The organism is Arthrobacter sp. MAHUQ-56 (assembly GCF_019710585.1).
In the GTDB taxonomy this organism is placed as follows: Bacteria; Actinomycetota; Actinomycetes; order Actinomycetales; family Micrococcaceae; genus Arthrobacter.
Genome location: NZ_JAIFZQ010000007.1, coordinates 88,647 through 103,788 on the forward strand (window position 1 = coordinate 88,647; position 15,142 = coordinate 103,788).

Here is a 15,142-nt window from a genome sequence, read left to right on the forward strand (position 1 = left end):
CCTTCCCGCCGCTGACCCTTCCGCCGGTACGGAGCCCCGTTGTAGTGTCATCGCGTGATCGTCCCCGATATGGCTCAGGATGCGGCTGGTGTCGCGGACCACTACGACGAGCTCGATCCCATTTATCGCCGGGTGTGGGGCGAGCATGTCCATCACGGGCTGTGGACTACGGGTCGCGAGACTCCCGGCGAGGCCGTCGAGGCGCTGGTGGACGCCGTGGGCGACCGGCTGAACCTCATGCCGGGCCAGGCGTGCGTGGACATCGGCTGCGGCTACGGCTCCACCGCAAGACGGCTCGCGGTCACGCGTGGCGTCCGCGTCACCGGTTTCACGGTTTCCACTGAACAGGGTCAGTACGCCGCCGCGCATCCAATGCCCGACGTCGACATCCAGGTCCGTGACTGGCTCTTCAATGGGCTGCCCGATGCCTCGGCCAATGCGGCCTGGGCGATTGAGTCAAGCGAGCACATGGCCGATAAACAGGCGTTCTTTGCCGAGGCGCACCGCGTGCTCACTGCCGGCGGCCGGTTGGTCGTATGTGCCTGGCTCGCCGGGACCGACGCCAGGGGGTGGAAGGTCCGCCACCTGCTCAAGCCCATCTGCCGCGAAGGGCGCCTGCCCTCGATGGGCACCCGCCAGGAGTATGAGGCAATGGCACTGGCGGCGGGCTTTGCGGTCACCGGGTATGAGGATGTCAGCCGCCGCGTCGCCCGCACTTGGCCAATCTGCGCCCGCCGGCTCATCAAAGCCTTGCTCGTCGATCCCGGGACCCGCCGCCTTGCCCTTGGCGGACGCAACCGCAACTCCTTTTTGGGCATTCCCCGCCTGATCCTGGCCTACCGCACCGGTGCGATGCGCTACGGCATCTTCACGTTCTCGAAGGCAGGGGAGAACGGGGCGCTGCGCGAACCGGCACATCAACGGAGCCAAAGCGGGCCTGATCGCACGCGCCGTGCCCGGTCGGCTGGGGCCTGCCACGCCCAGGGGGCGGTCCCGCCGTCGTCGGGACCCGGCGGCTACCCCTGTTCGGCGCCGGTACGCGCCCGCCACGCATCGAGTTGCTCGATGGTTTCGGGATTCTGGTAGGCAATCTTCTGACCACTGGCCAGCTCGATGGTGTTGCTGTGGGTCTTGATGCCTGCCGGGATCTGCCGGTCGCCACTGGCCCGCATGAAGTTGTCCTTGGCACCGATGAACTGGTTCCGGGCGATCTCGATGTCGCACGGCAGCTGCATGTCGTAGGTCAGCAGGTGCGTGCCCATGCCTGCCTGGTCCGGCCGGATGTTCGCGGCCCAGGAGATGCCGGCGTCGCGGCAGTCGTTGTCGGTGAAGGCGCACCGGATGTGTCCCGTCCCGGCGGTCGGTATTCCCCGGGACCAGACCTCAAGGCTCTGGTTGCAGTTCTCGATGGTGTTGCCCACGAACCGGCAGTCCGTCCACGCAACGTTGTTTCCCTCGACGCTGCCCTGCATGGTGGTGCCCGTGTCGTAGGTCTGCCGGATCGTGTTGCCCTGGACCAGCACGTTCGCGCAGCCAATCCAGATCTCAACGCCGTTCCCGTACCGGGTGGTCTTGGTCAGCTGGGACCCGCCGATCTCCTCGATCAGGCAGCCGGTGACCTCCGCGTTCCGGGTGCCGTAGATCCCGACACCGTGGCCGCCGTGGCCCAGGATGTGCAGGTCCGAAGCTGCGGTGTTGGAGGACGGCCGGAAGCCCTGCTGCTTGACGGCAATCCCGACGCCGGCGCCCGGGGAGGTGCCGAGCTTTACGTATACGAAGGTGTCGTCGCTGTAGAAGTCCCAGTCCTGCGCCAGCTCGGCAAGGCTCCACCGCTTCCAACCGTGGATGGTGCCCCCGGCCTTCAGGAAGCCTACGTTGGTTGACGTTCCGGCCGTGTTGCCGCTGAACTGCCCGGACCCGGGCCGCAGGTTGAGCTTCCAGACGCCGGGACTGTGCAGTGCCCACGCATCGTCGCTGACCTTGTAGCCGTTGATCTGCGGCAGTTCGCCCGTGCCGTACGCACCGAGGGTAAACACCCCGGAAGTGCCCTTCACCGCCGGGATCTGCAGCGCGCCCGGGAAGACGTCGCCGCGGCGCAGCAGGACCGCATCCCCGCGCCCCACTTCGCCGGCGTCAAGTGCCGCCCTGACACGTGCCAGCGACTGCCAGGGTGCCGCCTTCGTGCCCGGGTTGGCGTCGTTCCCGATGCTGCTCACATACCGCGCGTTCGGGTCCGCCGCGAAGGACGCGGGGGCAGCAACAGGGGCGGCGCCGGGCGCCGGCGAGGGATCCGGGCCCCGTGCAATCATGCTGGGGATGCCGGCAGTGATGGCCGCTGCCCCGATCAGCTCCAGGAATGTCCGTCGCCCTAGCAACATGGCGTCCCGGGCACGGCGATGCGAAGGTTTTTGGAAAAGGGCATTCATAGATTGTAGTCGAACTGTTATGTGGGCGGCGACTTGGGCGCCTGGCGCCGTGTTAATGGAGGTAATACCGCGCGGGGCGTACGACGGCGGCCCGCACCCGGGCGGGCCGGTGAGGGTTCAGCGGGCGCCGGTTGTTGACGGTAGGGGCCGCCCCTCCGGCCGCCCTTCCGCCGCTGCCCAGTGCCTGCGGAGCCCCTCCGCCAGCCGCTTCGGCTCCGCCCGGTGAGGGGGATCGAAATGGTGCCGCCGGGGGAAGACCTCCAGGTGAAAGTCGGGAAAGAAGACCCGGGCCAGCCGGGCTGCAACCTCGCCGAAGTCGTCCGGATGGCTCAGCCCGCCAAGGGCAAAGAACACCGGCCTGCTGAAAGCGGCCAGCCGTGACCTGTCGAGGTCGTAGTTGTTGAAGGTCTGCATGAAGGCCCTGATTCCGGCGGGCCGCTTGGCCATCCACGGCGGCGGGGGACCATCAGGGGGAGGCGGAAGGACGACGTCGGACCTCACCTGCAGCTTCATGAAGGCGGGCATGAACTGCTCAGGGGGCAGCCCTTCCAGCTGCCCGTACTTCTTCCAGTGTTCCGCGTAGGCGGGGCTCCAGTCCCAGCGCCCGGCCCACGCCGGCTCCACCAGGGCCAGGCTCTGCAGCCGTTCCGGGTGTGTGGCCGTGAAAGCCAGCGCCGCGGCGCCCCCGCCGGAATAGCCCAGCAGGTGGAACGTCTGCCACCCCAGCGCATCGGCTTCGCGGAGGACACCGTTAACCTCCGTGTCCAGGTTCCAGCCCTCAGGCGGTTCATCGCCCTTGTACAGTTCCAGTTCCTTGGCCACGGCCTGCACGTCCGGGCCGAGGGCCTCAATCAGGGGCGCGTAGGCGATGTCCGCAGGGACTACTGAACCAGGAAGCAAGAGGGCCCGAATCGGTTCCATGCAAGAAACCATACGCCCGTGCCGGCTGCGCACAATGGGGAGTTGGCGGCCCGCCCCAGGGCCTGCCACGGGCCCCCTCAGGCCTGCGGCCCTTGACACCCGTCCCCGCCCTTACGACTATCGAAGGGCTGGGGAGCGTCGTGTCATCCGCAAGCCGGCTGCCGTCCGGCTTCTCGAAAGGGGGAATCCGGATGCGGTCAGCACTCCCACGTCCCGGCCGCGTCCGGGGAACGGCCGCCGGCGCCGCCGCGGTTCTCCTGGCCGCCTCCCTTGCAGGCTGCAGTACCGAGGATCCCCCCGCGCCCAACCCGCAGGGTGATGTCCGGATCGCCGCAGTGGGTGACATGAACGGCGTCAGGACCTCCCGCCGGGACAGCCCCTCCGGCCGCAACGGTGCGGCCATCTCCGAGCTGGTCCAGAACAACGAAATCGACGCGTTCCTGGGGCTCGGGGACTTCCAGTACGCTGAACCGCGCTGCGACGACTACGTGAAGTACTGGACGAAGCTGTGGGGCGGCACGAAGGGCAAGTTGTACTGGGTGTCCAGCCCCAACCACGACTGGAAACCGGGCCGCAACGAAGACCTGGACGACTTCATGAACGGCCAGTGCCCGGGAGCCCCGGACAAGGCGGCGATCAACCAGCAGCGGGGGTTCATTGGCAACGCCCAACCGTACTCAAAGGATTTCGGGAAATGGCATTTCGTGTTCCTCTCGTCCGCGTACTGGACGTATGACCCCGGCGAGGCCTGGGCTTTGGCGGGGTGGCTGGACAAGGACCTCACTGCCGCGCAGGCGGAAGGCAAGTATCTCGCCGTCGTCTACCACGAGCCCTACTTCACCTCGGACACGGACCAACACGGCCGGGCCACGGAGCACAAGCCCTGGATCGACGTGATGTGGAAGCACCGCGTCCGCCTCACCCTGTCCGGGTCCCAGCACAACTACGAACGGTCCTGCCCGGTGGACAACGCGGACCAGTGCGTCGGCGACGGGATGACGGCGTTCCAGGTTTCCACCGGAGGCATTGGCCTGCGGCCGTTCACCAGCAACCCGCCGTACATCGAAAAGCGGTTCAGCGACACCCACGGGTTCCTGCGGCTGACACTGCACCCCGACGGTTCCTTCGACTGGAACTTCGTGCCGACGTCGGGAACGAGCACGGACTCGGGCACGCGCCCGGGTCCGTAAAGCCCCTACAGCGTCTCCGGCACCGGCCGTCCCGGGAAGAGCATCGAATACTGCTTCCGGTACATGCGCCGGCCCACCAGGCGGTACGCGAGCCGGACGGGTGGCGGGATCTCCTTGAACAGTTCCGCCCGGTCTGCCGGAGGATTGGTGGACAGCACCATGCCGAGGTAGCTGACCATGAACTTCTTGTCGAACTGCTTGATCCCGTGCTGGCCCACCGCGGCGGCTTCCTTCTCCGTCAGCACCCGGTCCACGGCGGGCATCACCTCGGTGACCTCGCGGCGCAGGTGCACGTTAAGGAGCGCCGACAGGTCCTCGTAGAGCGCGGCCAACTCCGCCGCCGTCTCCTCGTCCGCCGTCTCCATCCAGCGCAGGCGGACGGGCCCGATGGCGTCCAGCCGCTGCGTCACCTGCCGGTGCTGCTCGAGCATCAGCCCCACGTGCAGCGCACAGGCTGGTGCCCGCTCCTTCAGCTGCGGGTACATCAGCAGGTCCTCGCCCTCGTGGTGGATATGGAGCACCTTGTCGAAGTTCCCCAGCACTTCGCCCACATACGCGGCCCGTTCCGTGTCGCCCGCCCGCACCGAGCGGACCAGGCCGGGTGCCTCGCCGTAGGCCCACAGGAAGAAGCGGTGGATCCGCCTCATGGCCGCCGTCCCGGTACACAGGACGGGTCCCGGCGGCAATGGCGCTGCGGTCTCGCCGGGCTGCATGGTGAAGAAATCGGCGGTCATGATGGGGCCCCTATCGGTCTCGCGAAACCAGGACCTCTCCCCGCGAGCATCGTAGCCCCGGGCGCCAGGGCGCACAATGGGCAGGCAGGAGTACGACGGCGGCACCTGACCCGGGGTGCGCACGGCACCAACACCAGGGGCTTTTCCCCCTATCCAGCCGACGTGGGTGGGCGCAAAGATAGCCTCCATGAGAAGACTCTTCATCGCCGGTCTCACGGCAGCAGTCATGGGCTTTGGAGCCATCACCTTCGCAACCCCGGGCACCGCCGCGGCGGATTCTTCCGCCGTCCCCGGGCAGATCATCGTGAAGTTCCGCGACGGTGGCGCGGCGTCCGCCGTGCTGGGCCGGCACGGCCTCAGCCAAGGTCCCGGGATCGGGAGCGGCGGCGCCCACGTGGTCTCCGTCCCCGTAGGAAAGGAACTCCAGCTCATCGAGGCCCTGACCCGGAATCCGGCCGTGGAGTACGCCGAACCGGACGAGGCCGTCGGCGCGGCCAGCACCGACGAGTTCTTCCCCAGGCAGTATGCATTGCAGAACGACGGCCAGTCGTTCACCAACAACAACCCCGACTACCCGATAACCGTGGCCGGCGGCACCAGGGACGCCGATGTGGACGCCGTCGAGGCCTGGAACGTCACCACCGGCGGCGGCATCAAAGTAGCGGTGCTGGATTCCGGCGTCGCCACCGACAACCCGGACATCACCCCCAAGGTCGTGGCCCGCGCCAACTTCAGCAGCGCGTCAACCAATGAGGACAACTACGGCCACGGCACGCACGTGGCCGGCAGCGTTGCCGCCAGCACAAACAACAGCATCGGGGTGGCCGGGGTCTGCCCGGGCTGCACCATCCTGGCCGGCAAAGTCCTGAACGACAGCGGCGTGGGCTCCAGCTCCGGCCTTGCCAGCGGCATTGACTGGGCCGTCAGCAACGGTGCGAAGGTGATCAACATGAGCCTCGGCGTCCGGGCATCCCGCACTCTTGAAGCGGCCGTCAACAACGCGTGGAACAAGGGCGTGGTGCTGGTGGCCGCTGCCGGCAACGGCGGCAACCAGACCAAGATCTACCCGGGCGCCTACACGAATGTCATCGCCGTCGGCGCCACCGACAACAACGATGCGAAGGCGTCGTTCTCCACCTACGGCTCCAGCTGGGTGGACATCGCGGCCCCCGGCGTGAACGTCTTTTCCACGTTCCCGAACCACCCGTTTGTCCTGGCCTCGCAGAACCACCGCGCCCTGGGGTACGACGTGGGGAACGGAAGCTCGATGTCCTCGGCCATCGTTGCCGGCGTGGCCGCCCTTGCCTGGAACGCCCATGCCAATGCCACGAACAAGTCAGTGCGCAGCAACGTTGAGGCTTCGGGCGAGATCAAGCCCGGCACCGAAACGTACTGGGCGCACGGCCGGGTGAACGCCGCCAACGCCGTCAAGTAATCCCTGCCGCGGCCTGGTCCCCGGCCGCCTCCGCGCGTTGCTTGACGCCGCGCAGCACGCCGACCTCCATGTAGTGGTGCAGAGGGTCGCCGATGAAAAGGTCGATGGCGCGGGCCAGCAGCATCGCGCCGGGCACGTGCCGGAGGGCGGATGACACGGCCCGGGTCACCCACTCGGCGTCGGGACCCGCGCCCGCGGCCGCTGCGCTGATGTACCCCATCCCGCGGTAACGGACGAGGAAACGGGTGCGGTTCCCCGGGAGGGGCCGCAGGACGAACTGTTCCCCGGCCACCAGGTGCCGGTTGGGCTCGAGCTGGGAGACGGTCGCGTAAACGCCGCCGCCGTAGGGCACCTTGTCGCCCACCTTTAGGTCCTGGAGTTCCGGATGGATGCGCGTGGCGGAATGCTTTCCCTCCACGTACCGGGCACGGAACATGGCACGCTCCACCAGGTCGTGGGTGTAGAACCCGGCACGGTAGATTCCCATTTGCACGATCCACGGCCACACCTGCTCCGGCGGCGCGGCGATAGTGATGGCCCGGGTGCTCTGGAATGTGGGCCGGGGAACCAGGTCATCGCCGGGCAGCGGCTCAGTGGCTTCCGTGCCCTCGGTTCCCCAGCGCAGCATGGCCGGCCGCCACAACAGGTACGCGGCAATCTGCACGCAGAGGGACGCCGCCAGGGCAAGTAACTTCCGGTCCCGCAGCCGGCTGCCCGCCCGCCGCCACAGTCGACGTCCAGTCACGGCCCCCAATGTGTCACGGGACCCCCGGCACCAGAAGTGCCGAAGGTCCCGCCGGTGGCCCGTGGAAGGTCAGGCCCGCGCCTGGAGCCCCGGGACGCCGTCGCGGATCTCGAAGGAGGCCTTCGTGGACACTGGAGCGCCCGGCGTCGTCACGTGGTCCACGACGCGGAAGTCGGCGGTCATCGCGTCCTTTGTGATGCGGGTGTTCACGTAGCCGCGGTTGTCGTTGTAGAACTTCAGGTGCGGGTTCCAGGCCATGGTGGCGTCCGTGGTGGAGCCGGTGCCGTTGCCGGTGGACGTGACGGACGTGCACACCAGCTCCGAGCCCACCACGGAGGAGGCGGGGTCCTTATAGTCCACCTTCACGTCGTTGGCCCAGTTCCGGTGCACGTCGCCGGTGAGCACGACGGCGTTGCGCACCTTCGCGTCCACCCAGCCCTGGGTGATGCGGCGGCGGGAGGCCGCGTACCCGTCCCAGCCGTCCATGGAAACGTCGTCCACGTCCGGGGCCTGGGCCCGGTCCCGCTCGGCGAAGAAGACCTGCTGGCCCAGGATGTCCCACCGCTGGGTGGAGTTCCGGAAGCCGTCCAGCAACCACTTCTCCTGCTCCGCACCCGTGATGGTCCGGTCCTCCGCGAGCCGCTCCGCCACGTTCTTCTTCCAGCCGTCGCCTGCGAGCTGGTCGTCCCGGTACTGGCGGGTGTCCATCATGTGGAAGTTTGCCAGCTGGCCCCACTGGATCCTGCGGTAGATCTTCATGTCCGGGCCGGCCGGCAGGGACGACGGGCGCAGCGGCATGTTCTCGTAGTACGCCTGGAACGCGGCGGCGCGGCGCTGCCGGAAGTGCTCCACGCTGTCGTTGAGCTGGGCGGGATCCTGGTTCTCCGGGACGTCGTCCGCCCAGTTGTTGTCCACCTCGTGGTCATCCCAGACCACTGCCCACGGTGCGATCGCGTGCGCAGCCTGCAGGTCGGCGTCGGCCTTGTACTGCGCGTGCCGCTGCCGGTAGGTCCCGAGCGTGACGGTCTCGGGGCCCTCGTGGTCGCGCGGGTTCCCGCCGCCGATCACGTAGCTGCCCTTCTTGTACTCGTACAGGTAGTCACCGAGGTGCAGGACCAGGTCAGGGTGGTCCTCGGCCAGGCGGCGGTAGGACGTGAAGTAGCCGTGTTCATACTGGGCGCAGCTGGCGAACGCCATGGCCAGGGCGGCGGGCGTCTCGTGCAGCGCCGGGCTGGTCAGGGTGCGGCCCACCGGGCTGAGGTGCTTGCCGGCGCGGAATCGGTAGAAGTACTCGCGCCCGGCCTTCAGCCCTCGCAGCTCCACGTGCACGGAGTGGGCGGCTTCAGGACGGGCCTGCTCCACGCCGCGGGCCACCACGTTGCGCATGCCCTGGTCCTCGGCCACCTCCCACTGCACGGCCACCGGCCGCGACGGCATTCCGCCGAGCCCGTCCTCCGCCACCGGGTTGAGCGCCAGGCGGGTCCACAGGACGAAACCGTCCGGCCACGGCTCGCCCGACGCGATGCCGAGCATGAAAGGATCGGTGCGCAGGCCCGCATCGTCCGCGGTGGAAACGGCGACGGCGGCATTCGGCAGTGCGGCGACAAGGCCGGCCCCGAGGCCGGCGGAGATAAGGGTTCTGCGGGAGATGTTGTCCATGGCTCCCAACGTATTTTCAGGCGTTGTACAGGTTCCGAGGAGGATGTGAATGACTGGTTAACGGTGTGACAAGGATTGTCGACACGCTTCGCGCCTGTGGCCGGGCGTGCAGGTTAACCACCGGGGCCGGGTCAACCGACTGTGCAGGCAGCCTGGAACGCCAGGTAGCGCGGATCGTTGCGGCCCACCAGCCGGCCCAGTGCCTCGACGGCAAGCGGATCCCCCGCCCCCATGCCCGTGGACAGCCAGCGCACCAGGAGGCCGGGATCGCTGCTGGAGCGCACGGCAGATCCCACCGCCATGTCCAGCTGGTCGCGGAGCAGCTGGACCGCGAGGGCTCCGGACCGGCTGAGCAGGGGAGCGCGGTAGGCCTCGAGCGCTTCGGCAACCACGCCCTCGCGCAGCAGCCGCAGCACCTGCCCCGAGTCGGACCGGCCGGCCAGCCCCGCGGCGAGCCGGTAGGGGTTGGACTCCACGGCGCCGCCCAGCATCGAGCGCACCCGGAACATCTCGGTCCGGATGGCCTGCGGCGTTCCGGCATCACCGTGCAGCTCATACGCCAGTTCCTCCGCCGGCCACCCCTGGGACCGCGAATCGAGCAGCGCCAGGATTTCCGCCCGGCGCAGCGTCAGCGGGGCGCGGCTCCCGTCCGCAAAGACCACGGCCGGCTTGTCGCCCAAAAGCTCCAGCGACTTCACGGCAGCCGCAGGCCGGGCAGCATGGGAAGCGGGCCTGCGGGACGCACTTGCAGGGGGAACGGCACCCAATGAGGTTCCGCCGTCGGGCGTTCCCAGCAAAGCCTCCGCCACCCGCACGGCGCACCGCACCATCCGCAGGGTGTCCGCGCTGAGCGTGTCGAGCGGGCCTGAGACGTCCAGCACGCCGAGCACCCGTCCGGTGGCCGGGTCCGTGATGGGCGCCGCCGTGCACGCCCACTCATGGTGTGTTCGGACCAGGTGTTCGGCGGAGAACAGCTGGACGGGTCCGCCGGTAACCAGCGCCTCGCTGATGGCATTGGTGCCGATCCCGGCCTCGGACCAGTCCGCGCCTTCCAGGAACTCCAGATGGTCGGCCCGGCGCAGCACGGCCGGGCTGCCCACCCGCCACAGGACCTCGCCGCCGGCATCGGTGAGTACCAGCAGGTGCCGGCCGGAGCGCGAGTCATCGGCTAGGAGGTCGTGGAGTGCCGGCATGACCCGCTGGAGCCGGTGCTCCCGGCGAAGTTCCAGCACCTCGGAGACGTCGTGCAGGTGCCGCGGGCTGTGCTGGTCGGGGCTGATGCCCAGGGCCATGGACCGGCGCCACGAATCAGCAAGGCGGGCTGGGATTTCGGGCCGCGGCACACCGGAAATGACAAGCTCATGCGCGCGCCGCAACGTCCGCGCATACGACGCCGGGTCAGAGAACCTCAGGCCGTAGTCCACTCATCCCTCCTCGCAGCCGGCGCCCTTGCCGGATCCGTGTAACGCCGCTGTTACCCCCGCCGCGCTCCAATAGTGATGCAGCTCACGCCCGCCCCAGCATACCGCAGGCCGCACGGCGGGCGGAGCCCATGGAACAGCACAAAGGAGTGGAAATGACCCCAACACCTACCGCCGCCGCGCAGGCCTGGCTTGCCGGCCTGGATGACGCGCTGCAGCGGCGCGACGTGGACGCAGCCCTGGAGCTTTTCGAGGACGAAAGCTACTGGCGGGACTTCGTGGCGTTCACCTGGAACCTCAAGACCCTCGAAGGCAAGGCGGACATCCGGCGCATGCTCGAAGCAACGCTGGACCGCGTCCAGCCAGCGAACTGGGCGCTCGCCGAGGATGCCACCGGGGACGCGGACAACGTGGAAGCCTGGCTCACGTTCGAAACCGGCGCCGCCCGTGGCTACGGCCACCTGCGCCTGCGGAACGGCAAATGCTGGACGCTGCTGACCACCATGCAGGAGCTGAAGGGCTTCGAGGAGAAGAAAGGCCCGCGCCGCGAGCAGGGCGTGGCGCACGAGATCGTCCGCGGGCGCCGCTCCTGGAAGGAGCTGAAGGAAGAGCAGGAAGCCCGGCTCGGCTACGGGGAACAGCCCTACTGCGTGATCATCGGCGGCGGCCAGGGCGGCATCGGCCTCGCTGCCAGGCTGAAGCGGCTGGGCGTGCCCACCATCATCGTCGAGAAGAACCAGAACCCCGGCGACTCCTGGCGCAACCGCTACAAATCGCTGCACCTGCACGACCCCGTCTGGTACGACCACCTGCCCTACCTGAAATTCCCCGATGACTGGCCCGTCTTCGCCGCCAAGGACAAGATCGGCGACTGGCTGGAGCACTACACGCGCATCATGGAGCTGAACTACTGGTCCGGCACCGAGTGCGTCAAGGCGGCGTACGACGACGGCACGCAGGAATGGGCGGTCAACGTCCTTCGCAACGGCGAACCGGTGACCCTCCGGCCCAAGCAGCTCGTCTTCGCCCTGGGCGTTTCCGGCTACCCGAACATCCCGAAGTTCGACGGCGCGGAGACCTTCCTGGGAGAGCAGCGGCACTCCTCCCAGCACCCCGGCGGCGGGGACTGGACGGGCAGGAAGGCTGTGGTGATCGGCTCGAACAACTCGGCCCACGACATCTGTGCTGACCTCTGGGAGCACGGCGCCGACGTCACCATGGTCCAGCGCTCCTCCACCCACATCGCCCGCAGCGAGTCCCTCATGGACCTGGCCCTGGGGGACCTGTACTCGGAGCGGGCGCTCGCAGCCGGGGTGACCACCGAAAAGGCCGACCTGCTGTTCGCTTCGCTGCCCATGCGCATCCTCCCGGAGGCCCAGGTGCCGGTGTACCAGGAGATGGCCAAACGGGATGCGGAGTTCTACTCGCAGCTGGAGGCCGCCGGGTTCGACCTGGACTTCGGCGTGGACGGCTCCGGCCTGTTCGTGAAGTACCTGCGGCGCGGCTCGGGCTACTACATCGACGTCGGCGCCTCCCAGCTGATCATCGACGGCCGGGTGAAGCTGAAGTCCGGACAGGTCGCCAAGATCACCGGCAACGCCGTGGTCATGGACGACGGCACCGAGCTGGAGGCGGACCTCATTGTGTACGCCACCGGCTACGGCTCCATGAACGGCTGGCTGGCGGACTTGGTCTCGCCCGACATCGCGGACCGGGTGGGCAAGTGCTGGGGATATGGCTCAGACACGCCAAAAGACCCTGGTCCGTGGGAGGGAGAGCTGCGCAATATGTGGAAGCCCACCAACGTGCCCAACCTCTGGATCCACGGCGGCAACCTGCACCAGAGCCGGCACTACTCCGCCTACCTGGCGCTGCAGCTGAAGGCCCGGATGGAAGGACTCGACACCCCCGTCTACGACCTGCAGCCCAGCCACCACACCCGCTGAACCTGTCCGAGGAGGACCATCATGAAGGCAGCACGCTTCCACGCCCGCAAGGACATCCGGATCGAGGACATCCCCGAGCCGGAGCTCCGGGCGGGGGCCGTCACGATCGACGTCGCCTGGTGCGGCATCTGCGGCACCGACCTGCACGAGTACCTGGAGGGGCCCATCTTCTGTCCCGCGCCGGGCCATCCGCACCCGCTGTCGCACGAGGAATCGCCGGTGACCCTGGGGCACGAATTCTCCGGGACTGTCTCTGACGTCGGCGAAGGCGTGGAGGGGCTGAAAGTGGGTGACAACGTCGTCGTCGAACCCTATTTGGTGGACGGCGACTGCGACATGTGCCAGGCGGGCAGCTACCATCTGTGCCGGCAGATGGGCTTCATCGGGCTCTCCGGCGGCGGGGGAGGGCTGAGCGAGAAGATCGTGGTGGACCAGAGGTGGGTGCACCCCATCGGCAGCATCCCGCTGGACGAGGCTGCGCTGATAGAGCCGCTGTCCGTGGCCCACCACGCGGTGGCGCGCAGCGGCGTCAAGGAAGGGGACGTGGCCCTGGTGGGCGGGTCCGGCCCGATCGGCCTGCTCACCGCCGCCGTCCTCAAGGGCATGGGCGTGACCACGATCATCAGCGAGCTCACCCAGGCCCGGAAGGAGAAGGCCACCTCCAGCGGCGTCGCGGACCACGTGCTGGATCCCAGCCAGGAGGACGTCCCGGAACGGGTACGTGAACTGACCGGCGGCACCGGGGCGGACGTCGCGTTCGAATGCGCGGGGGTGAATGCGGTGCTGGACACCATGCTCGACGCCGTCCGGCCCGGAGCCGTGGTGGTCAACGTGTCGATCTGGGGCGTGCCGGCCACCGTGGACATGCAGAAGATCGTGCTCAAGGAAATCGACCTGCGTGGCACCATCGCCTACGTCCGCGACCACCCGGCCGTCATCAGGATGGTGCAGGAGGGCAAGGTGGACCTCAAACCCTTCATCACGGGCAGGATCGCCTTGGAGGACCTGGTGGAGCAGGGCTTCGACACCCTCATCAACCACAAGGACACCGCGGTGAAGGTGCTGGTGCATCCGTAGGGGATTGCTCGGACTTTAGTCCCTGTTCTGGAGTAACCCCCGGGCGTAGCTTGAATGTGGGTCCCGCAGCCGCGGGCCCGCATTCAAGGGGGCATCATGGCCAGGGCCAGGATCTCGGCATTCAGCATTCTCGGGCTTAGCGGCCTGATTGTGCTTACCGGCTGCTTCGGCCCGCCGTCGCCGGGCCCCACCACCAGTTCGGCGGCCCCCAGTCCGACGGCCAGCAGCGCCAGCCCCAGTACGACGGCGGGCGGCACCACCACGCCGGCCCCCACTTCGCCGCCCGGCACCTCAGCCGTGCCCACCACCACAGCTGCCGCGCCGCCGTCGTCCGCCCCTGCCAGCCCGCCGGCAACGCAGGAGCCCACGCCCACCGGTCTTCCTGAACAGACCGCACCCCTGACGGTCTACTACGTGGCCGTGGACGACAACGGCGTTTCCGGGCCCCGGATCGGCTGCGGCGACAGCCTCGTGGCCACCACCACGGCGCCGGTCACGTTTACGGACCAGGTGGGCCCGAGCATCAACGCCCTGCTCGCCAACAAGAGCCGGGACGTCGGCCTGTCCGGGCTGGTCAACGTCCTGTACCAATCGAGCCTCACCTACCTCGGCGGCGAGCTGAACGGCAGCACCATCACCATCTGGCTGTCCGGCCAGTTCATGCTTGGCGGCGTGTGCGACATTCCGCGGGCGAAGGCCCAGCTTGAGTACACCGCCATGGCAGCCTCCGGAGCCACGAGCGCCCAGGTGTTCGTCAATAACCGGCCCATCGACGAGGTGCTCAGCCTGAAGTAGGAATGCCCGGCCCCTCCAAGGTCCGGCTCCCGCAACCCGGGACGAAAGGCCCCTCCGGACCGTCCCGGCCGGGGCGTTTAATAGGGCGAAAGCGGACTGAGGAGTGGTCATGAAACGCGTGCTCGCGGGCGTGTGCACGGCAGCCGCCATCGCCGTGCCGGCGGTCCCGGCCGGAGCTGCTCCGAACGCCAGCCACACCAGCGTGTCCACGCGCGCCTCCGCCGGGGTGGTCAACACCGAGGGCTGCCGGAAGACCGAAATCCATGTCTCCTCGAGCGTCGCCATGCATGCAGGGCAGCCCGGGGCGGTGGACGAAGAGGGGCTCACCGCAGTGTTCCTGCGCGTCACCGATATCTGCGCCGATCCATCCGGCGATGCAGCAGCGGCGGTGGGAGGCGGCACGGTCCTGTTCGAGGCCGATGGCCGGAACCTTGAACCACTGGTGGCTGACCCACGGCTGACCGCGGCGTCCGTCACCACCGACCTTCCCGGCACCGACCGGGATGGAAACCCGGTCACCATCAGCATCGCCGCTGCCTGGACCGGAACCGGCCCGCTCTTCCACGAGACCTCGGAAGTCCACCTCGACTACCCGGGCGAGGGCACCGTCAGCATCACTGACGGCATCACCCGGATGGGTGCTTCCGCACACGTGGCTGTTATGGTCAACACCCTTGCGGCTTCCGGCACTGATGAGGGTGCAATTCTGCAACAGGTGGAATCATCGTGCGCCGAAATGCCGCGTCCCGGCGTCGAGGACTTCCACCCCTGCTTCGGCTTCCCAGGGTAGCCG

Annotated in this window: 14 protein-coding genes; 7 read left to right on the forward strand and 7 right to left on the reverse strand. The window is 68.2% G+C overall.

Annotated elements, in window-relative coordinates; genetic code table 11:
* Positions 1-54: 54 nt before the first annotated feature.
* Entirely contained in the window at positions 55-1,086 is a 1,032-nt protein-coding gene (locus K4G53_RS03790) for a class I SAM-dependent methyltransferase (protein ID WP_308287815.1), read from the forward strand.
* On the opposite strand, the gene K4G53_RS03795 is transcribed toward K4G53_RS03790, so the two are convergent.
* Entirely contained in the window at positions 1,017-2,378 is a 1,362-nt protein-coding gene (locus K4G53_RS03795; protein ID WP_221384176.1) for a right-handed parallel beta-helix repeat-containing protein, read from the reverse strand. The two genes, K4G53_RS03790 and K4G53_RS03795, sit on opposite strands and share 70 nt — an antisense overlap.
* A 165-nt stretch (positions 2,379-2,543) precedes the next feature.
* Positions 2,544-3,347 (reverse strand): alpha/beta fold hydrolase, encoded by an 804-nt coding sequence (locus K4G53_RS03800; protein WP_221384177.1) that lies wholly within the window; start codon positions 3,345-3,347, stop codon positions 2,544-2,546.
* 191 nt (positions 3,348-3,538) lie between these two features.
* On the opposite strand from K4G53_RS03800, the gene K4G53_RS03805 reads away from it, so the two are divergent.
* The gene (locus tag K4G53_RS03805; protein ID WP_221384178.1) at positions 3,539-4,537 is read left to right on the forward strand and encodes a metallophosphoesterase; all 999 of its coding nucleotides are present in this window, start codon (positions 3,539-3,541) and stop codon (positions 4,535-4,537) included.
* Between the two features lie 5 nt (positions 4,538-4,542).
* On the opposite strand, the gene K4G53_RS03810 is transcribed toward K4G53_RS03805, so the two are convergent.
* Positions 4,543-5,271: a hemerythrin domain-containing protein gene (locus K4G53_RS03810; RefSeq protein WP_221384179.1), complete on the reverse strand. Its 729-nt coding sequence runs from the start codon at positions 5,269-5,271 to the stop codon at positions 4,543-4,545.
* 187 nt (positions 5,272-5,458) lie between these two features.
* Here K4G53_RS03810 and K4G53_RS03815 point away from each other — a divergent pair, with 187 nt between their 5' ends.
* Positions 5,459-6,706, forward strand: coding sequence for a S8 family peptidase (locus K4G53_RS03815; RefSeq protein ID WP_221384180.1), 1,248 nt, complete (start codon positions 5,459-5,461; stop codon positions 6,704-6,706).
* Here K4G53_RS03815 and K4G53_RS03820 read toward each other — a convergent pair.
* The 3 genes from K4G53_RS03820 to K4G53_RS03830 all read right to left on the reverse strand — a co-directional run bounded on the left by K4G53_RS03820 (position 6,699) and on the right by K4G53_RS03830 (position 10,534).
* Positions 6,699-7,451: a hypothetical protein gene (locus K4G53_RS03820; RefSeq protein WP_308287816.1), complete on the reverse strand. Its 753-nt coding sequence runs from the start codon at positions 7,449-7,451 to the stop codon at positions 6,699-6,701. The two genes, K4G53_RS03815 and K4G53_RS03820, sit on opposite strands and share 8 nt — an antisense overlap.
* Positions 7,452-7,520: 69 nt before the next feature.
* Positions 7,521-9,110 (reverse strand): alkaline phosphatase, encoded by a 1,590-nt coding sequence (locus tag K4G53_RS03825; RefSeq protein ID WP_221384181.1) that lies wholly within the window; start codon positions 9,108-9,110, stop codon positions 7,521-7,523.
* A gap of 131 nt (positions 9,111-9,241) precedes the next feature.
* The gene (locus tag K4G53_RS03830; protein WP_221384182.1) at positions 9,242-10,534 is read right to left on the reverse strand and encodes a GAF domain-containing protein; all 1,293 of its coding nucleotides are present in this window, start codon (positions 10,532-10,534) and stop codon (positions 9,242-9,244) included.
* A gap of 152 nt (positions 10,535-10,686) precedes the next feature.
* On the opposite strand from K4G53_RS03830, the gene K4G53_RS03835 reads away from it, so the two are divergent.
* The gene (locus K4G53_RS03835) at positions 10,687-12,477 is read left to right on the forward strand and encodes an NAD(P)/FAD-dependent oxidoreductase (protein WP_221384183.1); all 1,791 of its coding nucleotides are present in this window, start codon (positions 10,687-10,689) and stop codon (positions 12,475-12,477) included.
* Positions 12,478-12,498: 21 nt separating this feature from the next.
* Positions 12,499-13,554, forward strand: coding sequence for a 2,3-butanediol dehydrogenase (locus tag K4G53_RS03840; RefSeq protein WP_221384184.1), 1,056 nt, complete (start codon positions 12,499-12,501; stop codon positions 13,552-13,554).
* Positions 13,555-13,637: 83 nt separating this feature from the next.
* Here the strand turns inward: K4G53_RS03840 and K4G53_RS03845 are convergent, their stop codons facing one another.
* Positions 13,638-13,922: a hypothetical protein gene (locus K4G53_RS03845; protein WP_221384240.1), complete on the reverse strand. Its 285-nt coding sequence runs from the start codon at positions 13,920-13,922 to the stop codon at positions 13,638-13,640.
* A gap of 52 nt (positions 13,923-13,974) precedes the next feature.
* On the opposite strand from K4G53_RS03845, the gene K4G53_RS03850 reads away from it, so the two are divergent.
* Together K4G53_RS03850 and K4G53_RS03855 are read left to right on the forward strand one after the other, a co-directional pair.
* Positions 13,975-14,349, forward strand: a complete 375-nt coding sequence (locus tag K4G53_RS03850; RefSeq protein WP_308287817.1) for a hypothetical protein — start codon at positions 13,975-13,977, stop codon at positions 14,347-14,349.
* A gap of 109 nt (positions 14,350-14,458) precedes the next feature.
* Positions 14,459-15,139 carry a hypothetical protein gene (locus K4G53_RS03855; RefSeq protein WP_221384185.1) on the forward strand — a complete coding sequence of 227 codons (681 nt, stop codon included), beginning with the start codon at positions 14,459-14,461 and terminating at the stop codon, positions 15,137-15,139.
* Positions 15,140-15,142 lie beyond the last annotated feature (3 nt).

Coding starts and splice junctions, on each gene's coding strand:
- K4G53_RS03795 (WP_221384176.1), bottom strand. CDS start 2,378: ATGTTGCTAGGGCGACGGACATTCCTGGAGCTGATCGGGGCAGCGGCC.
- K4G53_RS03800 (WP_221384177.1), bottom strand. CDS start 3,347: ATGGAACCGATTCGGGCCCTCTTGCTTCCTGGTTCAGTAGTCCCTGCG.
- K4G53_RS03805 (WP_221384178.1), top strand. CDS start 3,539: ATGCGGTCAGCACTCCCACGTCCCGGCCGCGTCCGGGGAACGGCCGCC.
- K4G53_RS03810 (WP_221384179.1), bottom strand. CDS start 5,271: ATGACCGCCGATTTCTTCACCATGCAGCCCGGCGAGACCGCAGCGCCA.
- K4G53_RS03815 (WP_221384180.1), top strand. CDS start 5,459: ATGAGAAGACTCTTCATCGCCGGTCTCACGGCAGCAGTCATGGGCTTT.
- K4G53_RS03825 (WP_221384181.1), bottom strand. CDS start 9,110: ATGGACAACATCTCCCGCAGAACCCTTATCTCCGCCGGCCTCGGGGCC.
- K4G53_RS03835 (WP_221384183.1), top strand. CDS start 10,687: ATGACCCCAACACCTACCGCCGCCGCGCAGGCCTGGCTTGCCGGCCTG.
- K4G53_RS03840 (WP_221384184.1), top strand. CDS start 12,499: ATGAAGGCAGCACGCTTCCACGCCCGCAAGGACATCCGGATCGAGGAC.
- K4G53_RS03855 (WP_221384185.1), top strand. CDS start 14,459: ATGAAACGCGTGCTCGCGGGCGTGTGCACGGCAGCCGCCATCGCCGTG.